18 protein-coding genes are annotated in these 20766 nt (G+C 62.6%); 6 read left to right on the top strand and 12 right to left on the bottom strand.

From position 1 onward, the window contains the following. The first annotated feature begins 52 nt into the window (after nt 1-52). Nucleotides 53-652 carry a DUF3043 domain-containing protein gene (locus LD110_RS01095; protein WP_225496400.1) on the top strand — a complete coding sequence of 200 codons (600 nt, stop codon included), beginning with the start codon at nt 53-55 and terminating at the stop codon, nt 650-652. 120 nt (nt 653-772) lie between these two features. On the opposite strand, the gene LD110_RS01090 is transcribed toward LD110_RS01095, so the two are convergent. Continuing rightward, nucleotides 773-1855, bottom strand: coding sequence for a quinone-dependent dihydroorotate dehydrogenase (locus LD110_RS01090; RefSeq protein WP_225495731.1), 1083 nt, complete (start codon nt 1853-1855; stop codon nt 773-775). Nucleotides 1856-1967: 112 nt separating this feature from the next. Here LD110_RS01090 and LD110_RS01085 point away from each other — a divergent pair, with 112 nt between their 5' ends. Both LD110_RS01085 and LD110_RS01080 read left to right on the top strand, forming a co-directional pair. Then, nucleotides 1968-2996, top strand: a complete 1029-nt coding sequence (locus LD110_RS01085) for an alpha/beta hydrolase (protein ID WP_225495729.1) — start codon at nt 1968-1970, stop codon at nt 2994-2996. Further along, entirely contained in the window at nt 2993-4066 is a 1074-nt protein-coding gene (locus LD110_RS01080) for an alpha/beta hydrolase (RefSeq protein WP_225495727.1), read from the top strand. Before LD110_RS01085 ends, LD110_RS01080 begins: the two co-directional genes overlap by 4 nt. 6 nt (nt 4067-4072) lie before the next feature. Here LD110_RS01080 and LD110_RS01075 read toward each other — a convergent pair whose 3' ends face one another. The 3 genes from LD110_RS01075 to leuA all read right to left on the bottom strand — a co-directional run bounded on the left by LD110_RS01075 (nt 4073) and on the right by leuA (nt 7521). Beyond that, nucleotides 4073-4897, bottom strand: a complete 825-nt coding sequence (locus tag LD110_RS01075; protein ID WP_225495725.1) for an isoprenyl transferase — start codon at nt 4895-4897, stop codon at nt 4073-4075. A 2-nt stretch (nt 4898-4899) separates the two neighbouring features. Next, entirely contained in the window at nt 4900-5652 is a 753-nt protein-coding gene (gene recO, locus LD110_RS01070) for a DNA repair protein RecO (RefSeq protein ID WP_225495723.1), read from the bottom strand. Nucleotides 5653-5781: 129 nt separating this feature from the next. Further along, nucleotides 5782-7521: a 2-isopropylmalate synthase gene (gene leuA / locus LD110_RS01065; protein WP_225495721.1), complete on the bottom strand. Its 1740-nt coding sequence runs from the start codon at nt 7519-7521 to the stop codon at nt 5782-5784. 256 nt (nt 7522-7777) lie between these two features. Here leuA and LD110_RS01060 point away from each other — a divergent pair, with 256 nt between their 5' ends. Further along, nucleotides 7778-9730 (top strand): M13-type metalloendopeptidase, encoded by a 1953-nt coding sequence (locus LD110_RS01060; RefSeq protein WP_225495719.1) that lies wholly within the window; start codon nt 7778-7780, stop codon nt 9728-9730. Between the two features lie 86 nt (nt 9731-9816). Here the strand turns inward: LD110_RS01060 and LD110_RS01055 are convergent, their stop codons facing one another. From LD110_RS01055 to LD110_RS01035, 5 genes are all read right to left on the bottom strand, one after another. Then, nucleotides 9817-11385, bottom strand: coding sequence for an LCP family protein (locus LD110_RS01055; RefSeq protein WP_374200291.1), 1569 nt, complete (start codon nt 11383-11385; stop codon nt 9817-9819). Between the two features lie 81 nt (nt 11386-11466). Then, on the bottom strand, nt 11467-12429 hold the full coding sequence (gene era, locus LD110_RS01050; protein WP_225495717.1) for a GTPase Era: 963 nt from the start codon (nt 12427-12429) through the stop codon (nt 11467-11469). Next, the gene (locus tag LD110_RS01045) at nt 12413-13744 is read right to left on the bottom strand and encodes a hemolysin family protein (RefSeq protein ID WP_225495716.1); all 1332 of its coding nucleotides are present in this window, start codon (nt 13742-13744) and stop codon (nt 12413-12415) included. The genes era and LD110_RS01045 overlap by 17 nt, the downstream gene beginning before the upstream one ends. Continuing rightward, on the bottom strand, nt 13741-14214 hold the full coding sequence (gene ybeY, locus LD110_RS01040) for an rRNA maturation RNase YbeY (protein WP_225495714.1): 474 nt from the start codon (nt 14212-14214) through the stop codon (nt 13741-13743). The genes LD110_RS01045 and ybeY overlap by 4 nt, the downstream gene beginning before the upstream one ends. After that, nucleotides 14211-15302: a PhoH family protein gene (locus tag LD110_RS01035; RefSeq protein ID WP_225495713.1), complete on the bottom strand. Its 1092-nt coding sequence runs from the start codon at nt 15300-15302 to the stop codon at nt 14211-14213. Before LD110_RS01035 ends, ybeY begins: the two co-directional genes overlap by 4 nt. Before the next feature lie 437 nt (nt 15303-15739). On the opposite strand from LD110_RS01035, the gene LD110_RS01030 reads away from it, so the two are divergent. Next, nucleotides 15740-16606 carry a GerMN domain-containing protein gene (locus tag LD110_RS01030; RefSeq protein ID WP_225496397.1) on the top strand — a complete coding sequence of 289 codons (867 nt, stop codon included), beginning with the start codon at nt 15740-15742 and terminating at the stop codon, nt 16604-16606. Between the two features lie 82 nt (nt 16607-16688). Here the strand turns inward: LD110_RS01030 and LD110_RS01025 are convergent, their stop codons facing one another. Genes LD110_RS01025 through hrcA form a run of 3 tightly spaced genes read right to left on the bottom strand, consistent with a single transcriptional unit; the run spans nt 16689 to nt 19652 of the window. Beyond that, on the bottom strand, nt 16689-17465 hold the full coding sequence (locus LD110_RS01025) for a 16S rRNA (uracil(1498)-N(3))-methyltransferase (protein ID WP_225495712.1): 777 nt from the start codon (nt 17463-17465) through the stop codon (nt 16689-16691). 2 nt (nt 17466-17467) lie between these two features. After that, entirely contained in the window at nt 17468-18589 is a 1122-nt protein-coding gene (gene dnaJ, locus LD110_RS01020) for a molecular chaperone DnaJ (RefSeq protein WP_225495711.1), read from the bottom strand. A 49-nt stretch (nt 18590-18638) separates the two neighbouring features. Continuing rightward, nucleotides 18639-19652 carry a heat-inducible transcriptional repressor HrcA gene (gene hrcA / locus LD110_RS01015; RefSeq protein ID WP_225495710.1) on the bottom strand — a complete coding sequence of 338 codons (1014 nt, stop codon included), beginning with the start codon at nt 19650-19652 and terminating at the stop codon, nt 18639-18641. Nucleotides 19653-19850: 198 nt separating this feature from the next. Here hrcA and LD110_RS01010 point away from each other — a divergent pair, with 198 nt between their 5' ends. Further along, nucleotides 19851-20708 carry a DUF3097 domain-containing protein gene (locus LD110_RS01010; protein WP_225495709.1) on the top strand — a complete coding sequence of 286 codons (858 nt, stop codon included), beginning with the start codon at nt 19851-19853 and terminating at the stop codon, nt 20706-20708. Nucleotides 20709-20766 lie beyond the last annotated feature (58 nt).

Genomic DNA, 20766 nt, shown 5'->3' with positions numbered 1-20766 from the left:
CAAAAGCAGTCATGCAGGCAATTCGTGGCGCGCCGCACGGTATTCTGTTCTGGTGTTTGGACGCAAGAAGGAAGAGCCCGGCTCTCAGGACGCAATAGAACAGCCCGCAGAGGCGCCCGTCATACGGGACCCACAAGCAGGCAAGGGTGCACCGACGCCCAAGCGCAAGGAACGGGAGGCGGCACGTAAGCGGCCGCTTGTCCCCACGGACCGGAAGGCTTCCAAGGAAGCCGAGCGGGCTGCCATGCAGGACCAGCGCCTGAAAATGAGGCAGGCCCTCGATACCGGCGACGAGAAATACCTGCCGCTAAGGGACAAGGGGCCGCAGAAGCGTTTCGCCCGCGACTTCGTCGACGCCCGCTTCACCCTGGGTGAATACCTGATGTTCGGCGCCTTGGTTTTTGTCCTGATTTCCTTGGCGGTTCCGTCAACCAGTGAACAGATGATCTATGTCCTTGGCGGGTTCTGGGTGATGTTCCTCGCCGTCTTTGTGGATGTCTTCATCCTGTCTCGCCAACTCCGCAAGCGCCTGGCGAACAAGTTCGGTGAGGTGGAACGCGGAACGGTCTGGTATGGCTCCATGCGCGCCCTGCAGTTCCGCAAGCTGCGCCTGCCCAAACCCCAAGTTAAGCGCGGTCAGTACCCGTCCTGAGCACAGCATGCTCCACATATAGCTGAGGCCCCGGCCATGGATTGCAGGATTCATGACCGGGGCCTCTTGCTATGCGCTGGACCAACCCCGTGCGGGGGCAGGCTCAGCCCGGGGGAATACTCAGTTCTTCATTGCCAGGCGCCGCTGCCTCGCAAGGGCCTTGTTGATGCCCGAAGCCCAGAACGGCCCTTCATAAAGGAAAGCAGTGTACCCCTGCACCAACGTGGCTCCGGCTTCAAGCCGTTCCTGGACATCCGCGGGAGTCTCGACGCCGCCCACTGCGATCAGCACCAGTTCATCGCCAACAGCCGCCTTCAGCCGGCGCAGCACCTCCAATGAGCGCCCTTTGAGCGGCGCTCCGGAGAGGCCGCCTGCGCCACATTCGTCCACCTTGCGAGCTTCCGAACGAAGGCCTTCCCGACCGATGGTGGTGTTGGTGGCGATGATGCCGTCCAGCTTGAGGTCCAGCGCAAGCCGCGCGACGTCGTCGACGTCGTCATCGCTGAGGTCAGGAGCGATCTTGACCAGAAGCGGTACATGGCGGCCAGCCGCCTCGTCGGCTGCCTCCCCCACTGCCTTCAGCAATGGACGAAGGGACTCGACGTTCTGGAGCAGGCGGAGTCCGGGGGTGTTGGGGGAGCTGACGTTAACCACCAGGTAATCAGCGGCTTGGGCAAGGCTGCGGGTGCTCACGAGGTAGTCGTCGATCGCGTCCTCCAGCTCCACGACCTTCGTCTTGCCGATGTTGACGCCGATGACTGGCCGCACATCCGGGAATTTCCGCTGAAGAGCCGCACGCGCCGCCGCCAATCGCGGCGCTACGGCCTTGGCGCCGTCGTTATTGAAACCCATCCGGTTGATGACTGCGCGGTCCTCGGCAAGCCGGAATAGGCGGGGCTTTTCATTCCCGGGCTGGGCCTGGCCGGTAATCGTACCGACTTCCACATGGCCGAAGCCGAGCTCGGTGAGCGCCTCTACGCCGTGTCCCTCCTTATCGAAGCCAGCGGCTAGCCCGAACGGGGATGGAAAGGTCAGGCCGAAGGCCTCGGTCCTCAGGGATGGGTGCGGCGATGTGATGCGGGAGAGTATGCGGCCGGCTCCGGTCCGGTGGGCCAGCCTGATCGCGTGGAAACCAATTTTGTGTGCCTTTTCGGCATCCATCCAGGAAAAGGCAGCTTTGAAGAAGTAGGGGTAAACACGCATGACTCCAGTTTTCCGTTTTCCGGGCCAGCAGCCAAACCGGAGACGCCGTATGAGGGTATGCAATGGATCAGGGACATATCCCCCGCTTGCGGCGGGTGTCTAAGCTGTTCCCATGGAGTGGCAGACCGACATTCTCGGCGAGGACTTCGAAAACTGCACGTTCCAGGCCACAAGTTCCGATGGCGCGGCCCGGCTTGCGACCTTGGTCCGCCATGTCCCGCGGACTGACAAGGAGAGCGCAGCGGAGACTGAACCCCGGCGGGCTGTACTTTTCCTCCACGGCTGGAGCGACTATTTCTTCAACGTTGAGCTCGCGGAGTTTTGGACCGGGAAGGGGTTTACGTTTTATGCCCTGGACATGCACAACCACGGTCGCAGCCTTCGCCCGGAAACGCCCGGCGGCTACGTTGCCCACCTTGACGACTACGACGCCGAAATCGCCCAGGCCGTGGCGATCATCCGTTCGGAGGCCTGCCAAGAGTCCGGCAGCGACTCAACCCGGGTCCCGGTCACACTGATGGGTCATTCCACGGGTGGTCTCATCGCGGCGCTCTGGGTAAGCGCGCATCCCGATGTAGTTCAATACCTGGTACTGAACAGTCCTTGGCTGGAAATGCATGGCAACTCGATGGTTCGCCGCGCAGCAAGGACACTTGTGGAACCGCTGGCGAGGCTTCGCCCGCAGGCAGTCCTCCGATTGCCCGAACGCGGTTTCTATTACCGCAGCATCAGCAGTTCCGCCGAAGGGGAATGGTTCCTTGACGATCGATACCGGCCACCGCTCGCCTTCCCTGTGCGGGCCGGATGGCTGCGGGCGGTGCTGGCCGGCCATTCGCGTGTGGCACGCGGGCTCAAGATTGGGGTTCCGGTCATCGTGCTCATGTCAGGATCAAGCGCCAACGGCATGGTCTGGCAGGAAACGATGCGCCGCTCAGACGCCGTCCTCGACGTTAACACCATGGCTATCAGGGCAATGGCCCTGGGACCCTCAGTCACCCTGGAGAGGGTGGATGGTGCGCTGCATGACGTCTTTCTTTCGGCAGCAACAGTCCGGGCGGATGCCTATGCCAGGCTGGCACGCTGGATCCGGGGCTACGTCGATTACGACACCTTGCCGGGACATTCCGAGGCCGGCGCATGACGGCCGGCGAACCCGGCCAGGACCTGTGGTTGCCGGACATCTTGGGGGAAGGCTTCCACGCCCGCGAACTCGAACTGGTTCCCGACGACGAGGGGCCAGTGTGCGCGACGCTAGTCCGCCACTCCAGGCCGGTCCTGGACGCTCCCCCACACGGGCTACTCGACGGCTTGTCGGCGCTGGCCCACCGACGTCGTCGGCATCTGACCCAGGATCCGGCGACGGCGCCGCGCGCCGTCATGTACCTGCATGGCTGGGCCGACTATTTCCTCCAGAGCGAGCTCGCTGAGTACCTGACTGCGTCTGGCTTCTATTTCTACGCCCTGGACCTCAGGAAGTTCGGCCGCAGCCTACGGACGTGGCAGACCCCCGGCTACACCACTGACCTGTCCGTGTATGACGAGGACATCGGCGCCGCCATTCGTGTAATCGAACAGGACGTGGCAGAGCGATCCGATAGCGAAATGCCCGTCACACTCCATTTGCTGGCGCACTCGTACGGTGGGCTGATCGCTGCGCTCTGGGCGGATCGGCATCCCGGTCGCGTGGGCACGCTCAGTCTCAATGCGCCATGGCTGGAGTTGCAGGGCAGCAGCCTTGTGCGCAGCCTCGCCATGCACTTGGTGGAACCGTTCGCACGGACCGATCCTCGGCGCCCTTTCCGCTTTCCGGAGATGCCTGCCTATTGGGAAAGCGTCAGTAACGAAGCACACGGGGAATGGACCCTCCATGAGGAATGGCGCCCGCGGCTATCGTTCCCCATCCGGGCAGGATGGAGCCGGGCAGTATTGGCAGGGCACGCCGCCATCGGGCACAAGCTGAACATCGACGCACCCATTCTGGTTCTGCTTTCGGACAAAACCCGGATCCAGACAGAGTGGACTGCGGAACTGATGCGAGTCGATGCGGTGATCGACGTCGAAGAAACAGCCCGCCGGGCCCTGGGCCTGGGCCGCCGCACGGCAGTCTTCCGGTACCCGGGCGCACTGCACGACGTGTTCCTGTCCCGCCGGACCGTTCGTCATCAGGCCTACAGGGACTTGGCTTTCTGGCTTGGCTCGTACCCATACTAGGTAGCGTCAGGTCGCTGCAGGGGCGGCGTCCACGGCGCCGCCGTAACGGCGGTCCCTGCGCGCGTAAATCTCCACGGCCTCCCACAAGGTGCGGCGGTCGACGTCGGGCCATAGGGTGTCCATGAAAACGAACTCTGCGTAGGCAGACTGCCACAGCAGGAAGTTGGACAAACGCTGTTCCCCGGAACTGCGGAGGAACAAGTCAACGTCCGGCAGGTCCGGTTCGTCCAAGTAGCGCTGGATAGTTCGCTCCGTGATGGACCCCGGCCTCAGGCGCCCATCAGCGACGTCCCTTGCCAAAGCCGTAACTGCGTCGGTGATTTCTGCCCGGCCGCCGTAGTTGACGCACATCGTCAGCGTGCACGTGTCGTTTCCGCGTGTGTACTCCTCCGCCGCTTCCAACTCCTTGATGACGGATCCCCACAGGCGCGGGCGGCGCCCGGCCCAGCGAATCCTCACGCCCCAGTCGTCCAACTGGTTGCGCTGGCGCCGCAGCACCTCTTTGTTGAAGCCCATGAGGAAGCGCACTTCTTCCGGGGAACGGCGCCAGTTTTCGGTGGAGAAAGCGTAAACACTCACGTACTTGATGCCCAGCTCAATCGCGCCGGCCATAACGTCCAACAAGGCAGGCTCTCCGGCCTTGTGGCCTTCGATCCTGGGAAGCCCGCGCAGGTTGGCCCAGCGGCCGTTACCGTCCATCACAATGGCAACATGCTGCGGCACCAGTTCCGCTGGGACCGCCGGCGGCTTCGCACCGGAAGGATGGGGATACGGCGCCTGCACCGGCTTTGTCCGGGCGGCTATGGTCCTGCCTTTGCTTCCAATTGCCACAGTCAGCTTCGCTCCACATGTTTGAGGGACTTGAGCGCCCGTTCCAAGTGCCATTGCAAGTACGAGGCCACCAATCCGGCGGCTTCACGGCGGTGCACGGCGGCGGACACATCCGCCGTCGCCCAGTTCCCCGTAAGAAGGGCGCCAAGCAACACTACCGTCTCCGGGGCTGGCGCCGGTGATCCGGGCGGGCGGCAGTCCGCGCAGACCATGCCTCCAAGCGGGGCAGAAAATGCGTCGTGCGGCCCTGGCGAACTGCATCTGGCACAGTCCGTAAAGCTTGGCGCCCATCCCCCCGTGGCCATAGCCCGGAGGAGATACGAGTCGAGGATCAGTTCCGGTGGATGCTCTGCACGGCTCAGGGATGCCAAGGCGCCCACCAGTAGGTTGTACTGGGCGGTGCACGACTCCACGTCGGCGTCCGTGAGTTTCTCCGCTGTTTCCGTCATTGCAGCGGCCACCGTGTACCTGGAGTAGTCAGTTGCAATGCTGTTCCCGTAGGCACCCTTTGCCACTGCCTGCGTCACAATGTCGAGGCTGCGACCCGAAACGAGTTGAAGGTCAGCAACCATAAAGGGCTCCAGACGGGCGCCGAAGCGGCTGCTCGTTCGGCGCACGCCTTTGGCTACGGCACGAACTTGTCCATGATGCTTGGTCAGCAGCGTAATGATCCGATCCGCTTCGCCCAATTTGTGCGTGCGGAGCACAACGGCGTCATCCCGGTAGGAGCGGGCAGCGAATGACTGGGTGTTCACGTCTTATCTTCCCACTCTGTACCCAAAGAACGCGGCAACCGGGAGCGACGGAATAGTCCCTGCGCTGCCGTGCGGCCTCCGTACAGGAGCAGCCGCACGACAGCGCTAGGGAGCAGTGGCCGCGGCCGCTCAGGACCGGGCGTCGCGGACCGCCCGGTTGACTGCCGAGATCACAGCTTTGAGGGCCGCCGTGCTGGTGTTTGCATCGATGCCAACTCCCCAGAGCACACGCTCCCCCACGGCACACTCCACGTAGGCCGCTGCGCTGGCACTCCCGCCCTCAGACATGGCGTGCTCGCTGTAGTCCAGGACACGCACGTCCACACCGTCCTCAGCCAGGATGCTCAACAGGGCCGCAATGGGTCCGTTGCCCGTGCCTGTCCTTCGCACCTGGGTACCGTCGATACGCAAGCTTGCGGTGAGGGACATGTCTCCGGACTCGTGGGTTTCCGTGCTGACCGTCCCCAGGGCGTAGCGACCCCATTGCGCTCCGGCGTCCGCGGAAGGCAGGTACTCGTCCTCAAAGTCCTTCCAGAGTTCGGCGCCGCTGACTTCGCCGCCGTGCGTGTCCGTGCGGCGCTGAACCACACCGGAGAACTCGATCTGGAGGCGACGCGGCAGGTCCAGGCTGTGCTCGCTCTTGAGCAGGTAGGCCACCCCGCCCTTGCCGGACTGCGAATTCACGCGAATGACAGCCTCGTAGCTGCGGCCCAGGTCCTTGGGGTCGATCGGCAGGTACGGCACTTGCCACGTGAAGTCGTCCACCGGAACCCCGGCAGCCTTGGCATCGCGCTCCAGCGCCTCGAGGCCCTTCTTGATGGCGTCCTGATGGGAGCCGGAAAACGCCGTGAACACGAGGTCGCCGCCGTAGGGTGAGCGCTCAGGGACCGGCAGCTGGTTGCAGTACTCAACCGTGCGGCGGATTTCGTCGATGTTGGAGAAATCCAGCATCGGATCAACGCCCTGCACGAACAGGTTCAGGCCCAATGTCACCAGGTCGACGTTGCCGGTGCGCTCGCCGTTGCCGAAGAGGCATCCTTCGATCCGGTCGGCGCCGGCCAGGTAGCCCAGTTCCGCAGCGGCTACGCCTGTTCCGCGGTCGTTGTGGGGATGCAGCGACAAGATGATGCCGTCGCGCGGATGCAGGTTGCGGCTCATCCACTCAATCGAGTCGGCATAAACGTTGGGCGTAGCCATTTCCACCGTGGCCGGCAAGTTGATGATGACCTGCTTGTCAGCGGATGCTTCGAACACGTCGGCAATGGCGTTACAGACCCTGACGGCATAGCTGAGTTCGGTGCCAGTAAACGATTCCGGCGAGTATTCATAGGTGATGTGCGTGTCGACCAGGGTTTCCTCGTACTTCTTGCACAAGCGTGCACCCTGCAGCGCGATGTCGAGAATGCCGTCCTCGTCCTGGTTGAACACCACACGACGTTGCAGAACGGATGTGGAGTTGTACAGATGTACGATGGCCTGCTTGGCACCTACGAGGGATTCGTACGTCCGCTCGATCAGGTGTTCACGGGCTTGGGTCAGCACCTGGATGGTGACATCGTCCGGAATGTGGCTTCCTTCGATCAACTGGCGGACGAAGTCGAAGTCAGTCTGCGATGCCGAGGGAAAGCCGACCTCAATTTCCTTGAAGCCCATCTTCACCAGCAGCTGGAACATCTTGAGCTTGCGGGCGGGGCTCATGGGGTCGATCAGTGCCTGGTTGCCATCACGCAGGTCCACTGCGCACCAGCGCGGTGCCTTGGTGATGACCTTGTCGGGCCAAGTCCGGTCCGGAAGTTCAACGCTGATCTGGTCCTGGAACGGAATGTAGCGGTGGATGGGCATTCCGGAGGGCTGCTGTGCGTTATGCATGTCTGGTGGCCTTTGCTGTAGATCTTTCCTTGAAGTCAGGCCGGGCAACACAAAACTCCGCAGCGAGGATGGGCCTTTGCGTCAGATCGCGTTTGAGGCCTCGCCGCGGCAGCTAAGGAGAAGCATTCCTGCACGCACCATTTCACAGTAACACGGTTGCGTATGATGACACTGCAACACCTCATGCATCGTCCACTATGCAGACGCCGCAGCGGTGGTCACGCCGGCTGCACTGCGTCGCACCAAAGGAGTACTTGTGCCACAGTCGGGGATCACGTTGTCCAACATCGATCAGAGCGTGCGGCCGCAGGACGACCTCTATAAGTACGTCAACGGCGCATGGCTAAAAAGCACCACTATCCCTGATGACCGGCCGCTCGAGGGCACCTTCACGGCGTTGCGCGACGGCGCGGAACTCGCAGTCCGGGAAATCATCGAGGAAGCAGCGGCCAAGGGCGAAGATGCCACGGGCATTGAACGAAAAGTCGGCGCCCTCTACACCAGCTTCATGGACGAAGCGACGGTGGAGGCCAAGGGCGTGGAACCGATCCTCGGCCGGCTCGAAGAGGTTTTCGCGACTGGATCGATTGAAGAACTGGTCGCTTTGACGGGCCGGCTCTTCCGGGCAGATGTCTCTGGCCTGTTTTCGATCTACCCCGCACCTGATGCAGGCAACCCGGAACGGGTGCTTCTATACACGGGACAAGGCGGCCTGGGGCTACCCGACGAATCGTACTATCGGGAAGAAAAGTTCGGCCCGATCGTGGATGCCTACGGCAAGTACATCGAGAAGATGTTCGGACTGGCCGGCCTCCGGGATGCCGCCGGCGCCGCCACGCGCGTGGTCGGACTTGAAAAGTCCCTGGCCTCCCACCACTGGGACAACGTGACACTTCGTGACCCCCAGAAGACCTACAACCTCAAGACCGCTGAAGAGGGCACAGGACTCTTCCCGCTTCTTGGCACGTGGTTCGACGCCGCGGACATTGAGAGGGAGAAGTGGGGGGAGCTTGTGTTCAGCACTCCCCCGTTCTTCACAGGTGCCGCCTCCCTCCTGGAGAGCGAACCGCTGCAGGCCTGGCAAGAGTGGCTGGCTGTACGGGTCCTGGGCGCCGCAGCACCGTACCTGTCGTCAGACTTCGTGGACGCCAGCTTCGACTTCTACGGAACCACGCTGAGCGGGACGCCGCACAACAAAGACCGCTGGAAGCGCGGTGTAGCCGTCGTGGAAGCCGGGCTTGGCGAGGCGGTTGGACAGATCTATGTGGCCCGACACTTTCCCGAGGGCCACAAGGCCCGCATGCAAACCCTTGTGTCTGGGCTTATCGAGGCCTACAGGAGCAGCATCACGTCCCTGGAATGGATGGGTGAAGAAACCAAAGCTGAGGCCCTCAAGAAACTGGATTCATTTCGTTCCAAGATCGGTTTCCCGGAGAAGTGGATCGACTACTCCGCCGTCGAGATTGACGCCAGCGATCTCCTTGGCAACGTCGAGCGGGCCCATAGCGCCGACGTCGACCGCCACCTCGACGAGGTGGGAAAACCGGTGGACCTGGCTAAATGGCTCATGACACCGCAAACCGTCAACGCGTACTACCACCCCATGCTCAACGAGATTGTTTTTCCCGCTGCCATCCTGCAGCCCCCGTTCTTCAACGCCGAGGCCGACGACGCAGTGAACTTCGGGGGCATTGGCGCCGTAATCGGCCACGAAATTGGCCATGGCTTCGACGACCAAGGATCGCAGTTTGACGGAAGCGGCGCCCTCCGGAACTGGTGGACCGACGACGACCGGGCAGCCTTTGAGGCGCTCACCTCGAAGCTTGTGGACCAGTACAACGTCCTTTCTCCGGATGCCGCCCCCGGACACACGGTCAATGGCAAGCTGACGCTTGGCGAGAACATCGGCGACCTGGGAGGACTCGCAATCGCCTACAAGGCTTACATGCTCAGCCTCGACGGCGAAGAGCCACCAGTCATCGACGGGTTCACCGGAAAGCAGCGGTTCTTTATGTCGTGGGCTGCAGGATGGCGCCAGGTGATCCGCACTGAAGAGGCCGTCCGGCGCCTGGCCACCGACCCGCACTCTCCCAACGAGTTCCGGACGAACGCCATCGCGCGGAACCTCACGCCGTTCCATGAGGCTTTCGATGTAGCGGAGGGCGACAAGATGTGGCTCGCTCCTGGGGACCGCGTCAGCATCTGGTAACAATGCAGGCTAGGCAGGAAGTGCCCGTGTTCCTTGAGAGGAGCACGGGCACTTTCTTTTGTATTTGGATCCTGGCCTTCCGGGGCTCAGCCCGTGATGACCTCCGGATTCGCCACCTGGCATACAACGTCGCTGGCAGTCTGGTTCACGACGTCCTTGGGAACACTCGCCTGCCCGTACTTCAAGCCCGAAGCAAAATCGCTTCCAACGTAAAGCTGAACCCCGTTCACAGTGGGAGTGGGCTGGACTTGCGCTGCAGGAATCCCGAATTGCGCGGCGACGTCCGCGGCCACATCGGCAAATCCAGGACCGTAGTAAACCACCGTTTGGCCCACCGGCTGGGCGGCGAAGTGCACGGACTTCGTAAAGCCTGCCCCGATCAGAGCCTGCGCGAGCTCCTGGGCCCTTGCAGGGGCCCCCGTGCCGTCTGCCACGGCGACGGGCTGAAGTGCCTTGTTGTAGGCCGGAGCAGGCGGTGCCTGCGGGGTGGTGGGAGCCGTCGACGGCGGCGCTGACGGCGTTGGCGACGGTGTGGCCCCCTCGCCCGGCGACGTCAGGTCCAAGTCGGCGCGCTGCGCCGCGAACAACTGCGTGGCTTGTGGCTGCACAAGTGTCAGGCGGTTGGGGTCGCTCGGTGCAGGCTGCGTGGGAACGGCGACGAACGCAACCTTGGACACGTCAATGTCCTTGAGGCGGCCGCCGATGGTCAGGAGGGACTGGACATTGGCGAGGCCCTCATCGACGGTCAGGTTCTTGGTCACGACGTCGGCAATACGGAGGAGCTTCTGTGGGTCACCCAAGGTGCCGTCGGACTTGATCTTCCGTGTGAGCGCAGACAAGAATCCCTGCTGCGCTTTGATTCGGCCGAGGTCGCCACCGTCGGCAAAGGCGTGCCGTGCCCGAAGGAATGCCAGGGCCTGTTCGCCTTCCACCTGGGAGGTGCCCTTGGGGAGCCTCAGGCCGGAATCGGGATCGAAGACGGAATCGGTGATGCAAACATCCACGCCGCCCACCGTGGCGGAGAGTTCCTTGACCGCGTTGAAGTCGGCCATCATGAAGTGGTCGATTTCCATTCCCGTCAGTTTGTTGACGGTATCCACAGCGCAGCCAATCCCCGCTTCAGCCATTGCCGTGTTGATCATCACTCCGCCGCGGGCAGGGTACTTCTTACCCGTTTTGTGGTCTGTACAGGCAGGGATATCCACTAGCAGGTCACGCGGGAAGCTGGTGACACTGACCCGTTTGTTGTCCTTGGAAATGTCCAAGAGCATCATGACGTCGGACTGGCCGTACCCGGTGGAATCCTGTGCCGTTCCGTACTGCGAATTCTTGCCGTCGCGCGTATCGGAGCCAAGGACCAGGATCTGGAGCCTGTCCGTGCTGTCGTTCGTATTGCTGACTTTGCCCTCACCGGCGGACAAGGGTGCCGTGTTGATGTTGGCCTGCAGGCGGATCACCCAGTAGGCGGCAAAAGCTACTCCGGCGAGGATCACGACTGAAGCGGTCCAGGTAGTGATCTTCAGCCACAGCGGCCAGCCCTTGGGTTGGTTCATGTGCCGTGCCGGCAAGGTGTCCGCGGCCTCGTAGTGGCGTGCGGCGGTTCGGGTGTGGCCTGCGCCTAAGTCGCCAGCGCAGTCATCACGACGTCGCACCACTCGGTTTACCTTTCCTCGGAAATGGGGTTCCGGCCATTCTAGGTGGAAAAACTGGGAGTAGCCTTGGCGGCAGTTTCTCCCCTAGAATCCGAGCTTCACCAATTGCTTGGGGTCGCGCTGCCAGTCTTTGGCTACCTTGACGTGCAGGTCCAGGTAGATCCGCGTGCCAAGGAGCGCCTCGATGCCCTTCCGGGCGTTGGTTCCTACTTCACGCAGGCGGCTACCCGACTTCCCAATAATGATCGCCTTCTGCGAGGGCCGCTCCACGTAAAGGTTGACGCGTACGTCCAGCAGTGGGTTGTCTTCCGACCTGCCTTCGCGCGGGACAATCTCCTCCACCACTACGGCGAGGGAATGCGGGAGCTCGTCGCGAACGCCTTCCAACGCGGCTTCACGGACAAGTTCTGCAACCATCACGGCTTCCGGTTCGTCGGTCAGCTCGCCGTCCGGGTACAACGGCGGCGACGGCGGCATGTGCCTGATGAGGACATCGGCCACCGTGTTCACCTGGAAGCCGTCTTGGGCGGATACCGGCACGATGTCCGCCCAGCCTTCGCCGCCCAGGACTTCCTTGCCGAGCTCGGTGACGGCAATCAACTGTTCCGTGAGCGCAGCCCGGTCTACAAGGTCCGTCTTGGTAACGAGGGCAACCACTGGTTTGCGGCCAACCCCTGCCAGCTGGGTGGCGATGAACCTGTCTCCAGGGCCGATTTTTTCGTTGGCGGGGATGCAGAACCCAATGGCGTCCACTTCCGCCAACGTGTCGGCGACCAGCTCATTGAGGCGCTTGCCGAGGAGCGTACGGGGGCGGTGCAGGCCCGGCGTATCCACCAGTACCAATTGTGCGTCCGCCCTGTGCACGATCCCCCGGATGGTGTGCCTGGTGGTCTGTGGCTTGGCCGATGTGATGGCAACTTTCTGGCCAACCAGCGCATTGGTCAGCGTGGATTTTCCGGCATTTGGGCGTCCCACAAGCACGGAAAAGCCGGCACGGAATCCGCCGTAGGGGTCCTCGGCGTCGTGCTTCTTACTCTGCTTGCTCACGTGGGGCTCCCTGCTGCTGCGTTTTCTCGGCTTCCTCGAGGACGCCGTTTAGGTCAGTTTCTTCCTTTGGAATAGCTGCCGCAATGATGTGGCTGACGCGATTCCGTCGACCTTCAAGCCTATCGGCCCTGAGTAACAGTCCGGCGACTTCCACCGAACTGCCTACGATCGGGACACGGCCGAGCGCCTTTGCAAGCAGTCCGCCCACGGTGTCCACCTCGTCGTCGTCGAGGTCCAGGTCGAACAGCTCGCCGAGGTCGTCGATGCTCATCCGGGAGCTGACCCGGTAGCTGCCATCCGGCAGCCGCACGGCGTCCGCACTGGCGGAGTCATATTCATCGACGATTTCCCCGACAATTTCCTCGATGAGGTCTTCAAGGGTGACGAGGCCCGCGGTTCCGCCGTACTCGTCTATAACGACGGCGACATGCGTGGACTCCTGTTGAAGCTCCTTGAGCAGGACGCTCACTGGTTTCGACTCCGGGACATACCGCGCTTCCCTGGACAGCCTGTCAACTGTTCGTGGCAAATCGGTTTCAGTGCCGTGAAGCGCGGCCGCAACATCCTTGAGGTAGACGATGCCCAGGATCTGGTCGGCATTCTCGCCGATGACCGGAATGCGCGAGTAGCCGGAGCGCAGGAACAGCGCCATGGCCTGCTGCAGCGAGGAACCGCTTTCGATGCACACCATGTCGGTTCGCGGAACCATAACGGAACGCACCATCGTGTCACCGAAGTCGAATACCGACTGGATCAGTTCAGCCTCATCATCCTCGATGACGGCAGATTCGGACGCGCGATCAACCAGCTCGCGGAACTCCTCTTCACTGAAGAAAGACTCATCCCCGCCGGGCGCTCCGGGCGCCACGGCACTGCCGAGTGAAACCAACCAGCTGGGCACGGGTCCCAGGATCCAACACAGGAAGCGAATCAGCCGAGCGGTCACACGGACAACGCCGCCCGGATGCTGCCGGCCAATCTGGCGAGGGGAAACACCCACCAGGACAAAGCCGACCACGGCCATGATGCCCGTAGCCGCCAAGCCAGCCAGCCAGACGTTGTCCAAAACGCTAAGCACCAGCAGGGCGACGGCAACGGCGGCCGCCATCTCAAACCAGACGCGCCAGAAGCGCAGCGCCCGGATATGTGAAACGGGCTGTTCCAGGATACGGCGAAGGGCAGTGCCGCGGCTTTGGACGAGCGCCTGAGCCGCCTCGTGCCTCGGAAGGAAGCTGAACGCGGCCTCTGCCGCCGTCAGTACCGCCACAAACCCGAGGAAGACCATGGCCATAATGACCAGGATCAGCTGAGTCACTGCATGGTCTCCCTGGGGGCATCCTTACCCAGGAAGGCGGACAGAAGATCGCGCTGCAGGCCGAACATTTCTTCCTTGTCCTCCGGCTCAGCGTGGTCAAAGCCGAGGAGGTGCAGGATGCCATGCGTGGTCAGCAGGAGCATCTCTTCCTGCGTGGAGTGGCCAGCATTCTTCGCCTGGACCTGTGCCACCTGCGGGCAGATTGCAATATCGCCCAGCATTCCCTGCGGTGCCGGCTTTTCAGGGGTCCCTGGGGTCAGTTCGTCCATGGGAACCGACAGAACATCTGTAGCCCCGGGCTCGTCCATAAGTTCGATGTGCAGTTTTTCCATCGCCGGTTCATCAACAAGGAGGATGGAAAGCTCAGCCTGTGGGTGGATGTAGAGGCGCTCGAAGATGAACCGTGACAGGGTCACCAGTTGGGCCTCGTCCACCTGGACGCCGGACTCGTTGTTGACCTCGATGCTCACTTGCGCTCCCCCCGCTTGTCTTTGTCCTGGGCCGCACGCCTGGTCCGCAGCTGTTGCTCTTCGTCCCAGACGTTGTAGGCAGAAACAATGTTCGCTACCAGCCGGTGCCGGACGACGTCGCCCGCGTCCAGCATCGTGAAATTGACATCTTCAATGCCGGCGAGGATCTCCTGGACGATCTTCAACCCAGACCTCGTCCCAAAGGGCAGGTCCACCTGGGTGATATCTCCCGTCACCACCATTTTTGATCCGAAGCCGAGCCGGGTGAGGAACATCTTCATTTGCTCCGGCGTGGTGTTCTGCGCCTCGTCGAGGATGATGAAGGCGTCGTTGAGGGTGCGGCCGCGCATGTACGCAAGCGGCGCGACCTCAATGGTGCCTGCGGCCATCAGCCGGGGTATGGACTCAGGATCCATCATGTCGTGCAGGGCGTCATAGAGGGGACGGAGATAGGGATCGATCTTGTCGCTCAGCGTCCCGGGGAGGAAACCAAGCCGCTCCCCCGCTTCGACAGCCGGGCGGGTGAGGATGATCCGGTTTACCTCCTTCATCTGCAGCGCCTGGACAGCCTTTGCCACCGCCAGATAGGTTTTGCCCGTACCCGCTGGACCGATTCCGAATATGACCGTGTTGTCGTCGATCGCGTCGACATAACTCTTCTGGTTGAGCGTCTTGGGACGAATGGTCCTGCCCCGGCTGGAAAGAATGTTGTGCGTGAGCACTTCCACCGGGTTCTGCGCTGTCTGGGCGCGAAGCAGGGACACCAACTGCTGGAGGACATCCGGCGTGATGATTGTCCCTTTTGCCACAAGCCCACGGATTTCCTGAAGCAACCGCATGATGCGCGGCACGTCCTGCACGGGGCCGCTGAGGGACAATTCATTGCCGCGGACGTGGAAATCGACATCGGGGAACTGTGCCTCAATGTAGCGAAGGGCCTCGTCATGGCTGCCCAATGATTGGACCATTTGCTCGGAGTCGTCGAACAAGATCACCTCCGTCCGGACCCCGGGAACCGTGTGCGGGAATTCCCCTATGCCGGACTCAGCGGCATTCGTTCTGGGGCGGGCGTTGAGTGACTCAGTCATGGTGCCGGCCGCTTGGGCCAATGCTCCTCCGGTTCGTGGATTTCGCTGCTGCAGGTGCTTTCCATCCTACGCCAGGGTAACGCCGGACAGGCCCCGGCCAGCCTTCAACGAGGGCTGCGGCGCGGTGAGGTTCAGCGCCCACGTTAATAGATCTCAAGTGCATATCGGCCGCATATCAATCCTGTTGCAGTTGCCCGCGAATCCCGGATTCCCACTTTTTGGAGCAGTCACGTATGTCAAGCTGGCAATACAGGACGCAAACGGCCACCCCAACCGCCGGAATCCAGCACCGCGTCCACCACCGTCTACCACAATGCGGAGTAGCCTCCGTGAAGCAACGAACAGGATCCACCATCAGGCAGCGCACCTCTCCTGCAAGGCCGGCACACTGGCGGACCCGCTCCGCCGTGCTTTCCGGCCTGCTCAGCGCTGCGCTGATGCTGAGTGGCTGCGTAGCCCAGGCCGGCGGGAGCCAGAATACGTCACGGGAGCCGACGCCCCTGAGCGCGGCAGGCGTCCCCAGCGCGCCAGCCACCAACGCTCCGTTGGAAACCACACAGGCGTCGAACAAAGTACCTGTCTACTGGATTGGCCGCAGCGGTGAAAACGTCTACCTGTACCGCGAATTCAGGGATATCTCCGGACAGGAAAACCCTGTAACCACGGCCCTGCGCATCATGATGTCCCAAAAACCGCTGGACCGTGATTTCTTCACGCCATGGCAAGAACCGGACAGCCTGGCGACGTCGATTTCGGGCAAGAACGTCATAACCGTGGATGTATCCAAGGGTGCCTTTAACAGCAACCTCGACGCGGGAATGGCGCAGCGCGCTGTCCAGCAGCTGGTGTATACGGCAACGGCGGCGGCTGCAAGTTCGGGACTCATCGATACCGGACAGCAGCTGCAGGTGGTGATCCTGGTTGATGGACACAAGGACTACATGGCGTTCGGGCAGGTAAAGCTGGGCGATCCCATGTCCCGCAACGCTTCACTCGTAGCGCCAGTGTGGATCATCGACCCGCAGGAAGACACTTCGCTTCCACCGGGGGCTGTCAGGTTCACGGGAAGGAGCACGGTTCCAAACCGGCCTGTCCGCTGGCAGATCCTGCGCGAGAACGCCAATGGCGACAAGGTTCCCGTCGTCAACGGCCAGGCGAATCCGTCCGCGGAATCAGGACAGGGCGGTGCGTTCAACTTCACCGTGGGACTGACTGGCGGAAAATACGAACTGCGGGCTTCCCTGGTCAGCGCGGATGGCGGTTCAGAAGTGGTGACGGACACCAGGCTGTTCGTTATTAAGTAGGAACGACGCTGGTAGTTGCCGTGCACGCCAGACCCGTCATCCCGCTCCTCGAATAGCCGAGCCCGGAATGTCTGCCGCCGCCCTACCAGCGCCGAAGGACGTCGCTGGCCAGAACGACGGCGGCCGGTCCCGCCGTCGACGACCTCAAGACATGGTGGCCCAGCAGGGCGGTGACAGCTCCGGCGTCGCTCAGCCGCGTGACCTCGCGCGGGGAGATGCCGCCCTCCGGCCCGACAATGAGCAAGACTTCCCGGACTTCCGCCGGATTGGAGCCCGTATTGCGCTCCAACCATTCTTCCAAGACAGCGCGGAAGGACCGCTTGGCTGCTTCATGCAGCACGACGGCGAGGTCTGCTGCCTCCACGGCGCGGGCCAATCCTGAACTGTCGACGATAGACCGCACCTCCGGAATCCAGGCCCGACGGGCCTGTTTGGCGGCGGCAGAGACGACAGACTGCCACTTGGCATGGGCTTTGGCGGCCCTGTCGCCCTTCCACCGCACAATTGAGCGCTCCGACTGCCAGGGCACTACTGCGTCCACGCCCAGTTCGGTGGCTGTTTCTGCGGCAAGCTCGTCCCTGTCCCCCTTGGCGAGTGCCTGGACAAGGACCAGACGGGTTGACGGCTGCGGCTCCAAAACCACGGAGCCTGCCATAACGGCAAGGCTCGTCTGGCCGACCTCGGTGACGGTGCCACTGAGCCGGCGGCCGGCGCCGTCGACGATGTCCACTGCCTCGCCCACGGCAATCCTCTTGACGGTGACGGCGTGCCGCGCCTCTGCGCCGTCGAGCACGAACACCGAACCCGGCTGCGTGTGGTCAAGGGCGCCGGGTGTCGTGAAGAAGACCGGATTGCTCACCGCTACAGGTTACCCAGCTTGTCCCTTAGCTTGGCGAACATGCCTCCGCTGGCCACCAGCTTCCCCTCTGTGTACTGCTCACCCCGCAGCTTGGCCAACTGCCTAAGCAACTCCTCCTGCGCGGCGTCCATTTTGGTGGGGGTCTCCACCTGCAGGTGAACCTTCAGGTCTCCGCGGCCATAGCCGCGCAAGTGCGTGACACCCAGGCCTCGCATAGTGATGACCTCACCGGACTGAGTGCCGGCCTTGACGTCAATGTCCTGGGTGCCGTCGTAGGTTTCCAGGGTCAGTTCCGTTCCAAGCGCCGCGGCAGTCATGGGCACGCTCAGTGTCGCATGCAGGTCGTCACCTTCCCTGACGAACATGGGATCGGGATTAACGCGAATCTCCACGTAGAGGTCGCCTGCGGGTCCGCCGGCGGGGCCCGCCTCGCCCTGGCCGGCAAGCTGGATCCGCGTGCCGGTGGCGACGCCGGCCGGTACCTTGACCGTCAGCGAGCGGCGGCTGCGGATGCGGCCTTGGCCGTTGCACTCGTTGCAGGGGTCCTTGATGATGGTGCCGAATCCCTCGCAGGAACCACACGGAGCGGTGGTCATAACCTGGCCGAGGATCGAACGGACGGCACGCTGGACCTGCCCGCTGCCGCCACAAATGTCACAGCGCTCCGGATGCGTGCCCGGACGGCAGCAGGATCCATCACAGGTGGGGCAAACGACGGCGGTGTCGACTTCGAGCCTCTTGTTCACGCCGAAGACCGCGTCCCGAAGTTCGATCCTCACGCTGATGAGGGCGTCCTGTCCACGGCGGACCCGTGATGCCGGGCCCGCGGACCCGCCGCCCCCGAAGAACGTGTCGAAAATGTCCTGGAAGGCGAAGCCCTGGCCGGTGTAGCCACCGAAACCGGTATCCGTGCCGTTCTCATTGCCCGTGGTGTCATAGACATGCCGCTTTTGTGGGTCTGAGAGGACTTCGTAGGCATGCGTCACAGCCTTGAACCGTTCAGCGGCGTCCTCCCCGGGATTAACGTCGGGGTGGAGCGTGCGTGCCAGCTTGCGGTACGCCTTCTTGATCTCTTCACCGGTGGCTTCCGGTGAGACGCCCAATACGTCGTAATGGCTGCTCAAAGTCGGTTTCTCTTCCTGGTTGATCTATCTTTATGCCGGTGCGCGGAGCTCAGCCGGCCAGGATGCGGGACAAGTATCTGGCGACGGCGCGTACGGCCGACATTGTGGTGGGATAGTCCATCCGGGTGGGACCCAGGATACCGATCTTGGCACTTGCGCCGGGACCGTATGCCGTGGCCACAACCGAAGCTTCGGACAGACCGTTGTATGGATTTTCCCGCCCGATACTGACCGCTACCCCGCGCGAGTCTTCAGCCATGTCTGTGAGGAGGCGCAGCATAACCACCTGTTCCTCCAGGGCTTCCAAAATGGGGCCAATGGTGAGCGGGAAATCAACGTTGGAGCGCGCCAGGTTGGCCGTACCGGCCATAACCATGCGCTCATCCCTGGTTCCTGCCGCGAGGGCAGCGAGGCCGTGCGCCAGGGCCAGTGCGATGGACCGCTCGGCAGAAGGCATCAGCGCAACCACGCCCGGCAGGATTTGCGGCAAGAGGCCCAATTGCGTTCCCAGGGTGTCGTGCAGGAAACGCGAACGGATGGACGTCAGCACCTCATCAGTCACGTCCGAGTTCGCCACAACGACTTTCTGTTCCACGCGGCCGGTGTCTGCGATAAGCACCACGAGAACCTGGCGCGGGCCAAGGAGCACAAATTCGATGTGCCGCACCTTGGCACGATCCAAATGCGGGTATTGGACGACGGCCACCTGGTTTGTCAGTTGCGACAACAGCCGCACAGTACGCTCGAGGATGTCGTCCAGGTCTTCCGGGCCCTCAAGGAGCGAATGGATGGCCCGCCGTTCGGCGGCCGACAATGGCTTAACCGCGGAGATGCGGTCCACGAAAAGTCGGTATCCCTTGTCCGTGGGTATGCGTCCTGCGCTGGTGTGTGGGGCAACGATCAGGCCCTCTTCCTCCAGCGCAGCCATGTCGTTGCGGATGGTGGCACTGGAGACGCCCAGATGGTGACGCTCCACGAGCGCCTTGGAGCCCACGGGCTCGCGCGAGTGGACGTAGTCCTCAACGATTGCCCGCAGTACTTCGAGTTTGCGCTGCTCGCTCACTATCCACCTCCAGTCCATTCTCCTGCCGCTGCCCTGCGCCCCGGCGCAGGACATTAGCACTCAGCGTGCCTAAGTGCTAACAAGTCTATTATGTTCCACCCCGTTGCTAGCATTGGTACGGCCCAGAGCGAAAACGCGGAACAAGCCGGCACTGTTCAGTGCGGCTTGTCCGCCAGACCTTGAGAGTGCGGGAATCGCGTGTCCTACCACCAATGGGGTCCCCAGGACCTCACCGCGCCGGCCAAGGCGTCGCTCCCGGAAGTTCCCGTCGAACGTGGAATGGTGCTGGAGGACTCTCAGACGGGATGGGTGGGCGCCGTCATTCGCGTGGAGAAGTCCGGGGGGATGCACATAATTGCGTTGGAAGACCGGCGGGGCAAATCCCGTTTTTTCCAGTTGGGCTTCGGATTCCTCCTTGAGGGCCAGCCCATCAAGCTCCTCCCGCCAGTTCCGCGCCAGGCCGCTGACGGCAACGGCAGCACTCCTGGACGGACGGCGTCCGGGTCCGTCCGGGTCACAGGGCAACGTGCCCAAGTGGCCAAAGCCAACAGGATCTGGGTAGAGGGCAAGCACGACGCCGAACTGGTCGAAAAAGTTTGGGGCGACGACCTGCGCGTGGAGGGCATCGTCGTCGAGCCTCTCCACGGCATCGACGACCTCAAGACCGCAATTGAGGCATTCTCGCCGGGGCCGGCCAGGCGGTTGGGCATACTGGTGGACCACCTGGTACCGGACTCGAAGGAATGGCGCATCGCAGCCGACGCCATGACGCTTCCGGGCGCTGCGGGAAATGTGCTGATCGTCGGACACCCTTATGTGGATGTCTGGCAGGCTATCCGGCCAAAGGTGCTGGGCATTGAACGCTGGCCTGAGGTGCCGAGGGGCATGGACTGGAAGACTGGCATCCTCCGGGCTTTCGGATGGCCGCACTCCACTTCGGAGGACATCGGCCTTGCCTGGCAGAAACTCCTGGGTGCCGTACGCACATACGCTGACCTCGAGGCTTCGCTGCTGGGCCGGGTGGAGGAAGTCATCGACTTCCTGACCGTGCAATAACCAGTCCCCCAGCCCTCTGAACCCGTTCCGCGATGCCACCGCGACACCCGGTGGTTTC

The sequence above is a fragment of the Arthrobacter sp. M4 genome, from assembly GCF_020251205.1.
Lineage (GTDB): Bacteria > Actinomycetota > Actinomycetes > Actinomycetales > Micrococcaceae > Arthrobacter.
This window is presented reverse-complemented; position numbering and strand designations above follow the sequence as displayed.

Coding starts and splice junctions, on each gene's coding strand:
- LD110_RS01085 (WP_225495729.1), top strand. CDS start 1,968: ATGGAGTGGCAGACCGACATTCTCGGCGAGGACTTCGAAAACTGCACG.
- LD110_RS01080 (WP_225495727.1), top strand. CDS start 2,993: ATGACGGCCGGCGAACCCGGCCAGGACCTGTGGTTGCCGGACATCTTG.
- LD110_RS01030 (WP_225496397.1), top strand. CDS start 15,740: ATGCTGAGTGGCTGCGTAGCCCAGGCCGGCGGGAGCCAGAATACGTCA.
- LD110_RS01090 (WP_225495731.1), bottom strand. CDS start 1,855: ATGCGTGTTTACCCCTACTTCTTCAAAGCTGCCTTTTCCTGGATGGAT.
- leuA (WP_225495721.1), bottom strand. CDS start 7,521: ATGCATAACGCACAGCAGCCCTCCGGAATGCCCATCCACCGCTACATT.
- LD110_RS01035 (WP_225495713.1), bottom strand. CDS start 15,302: ATGACTGAGTCACTCAACGCCCGCCCCAGAACGAATGCCGCTGAGTCC.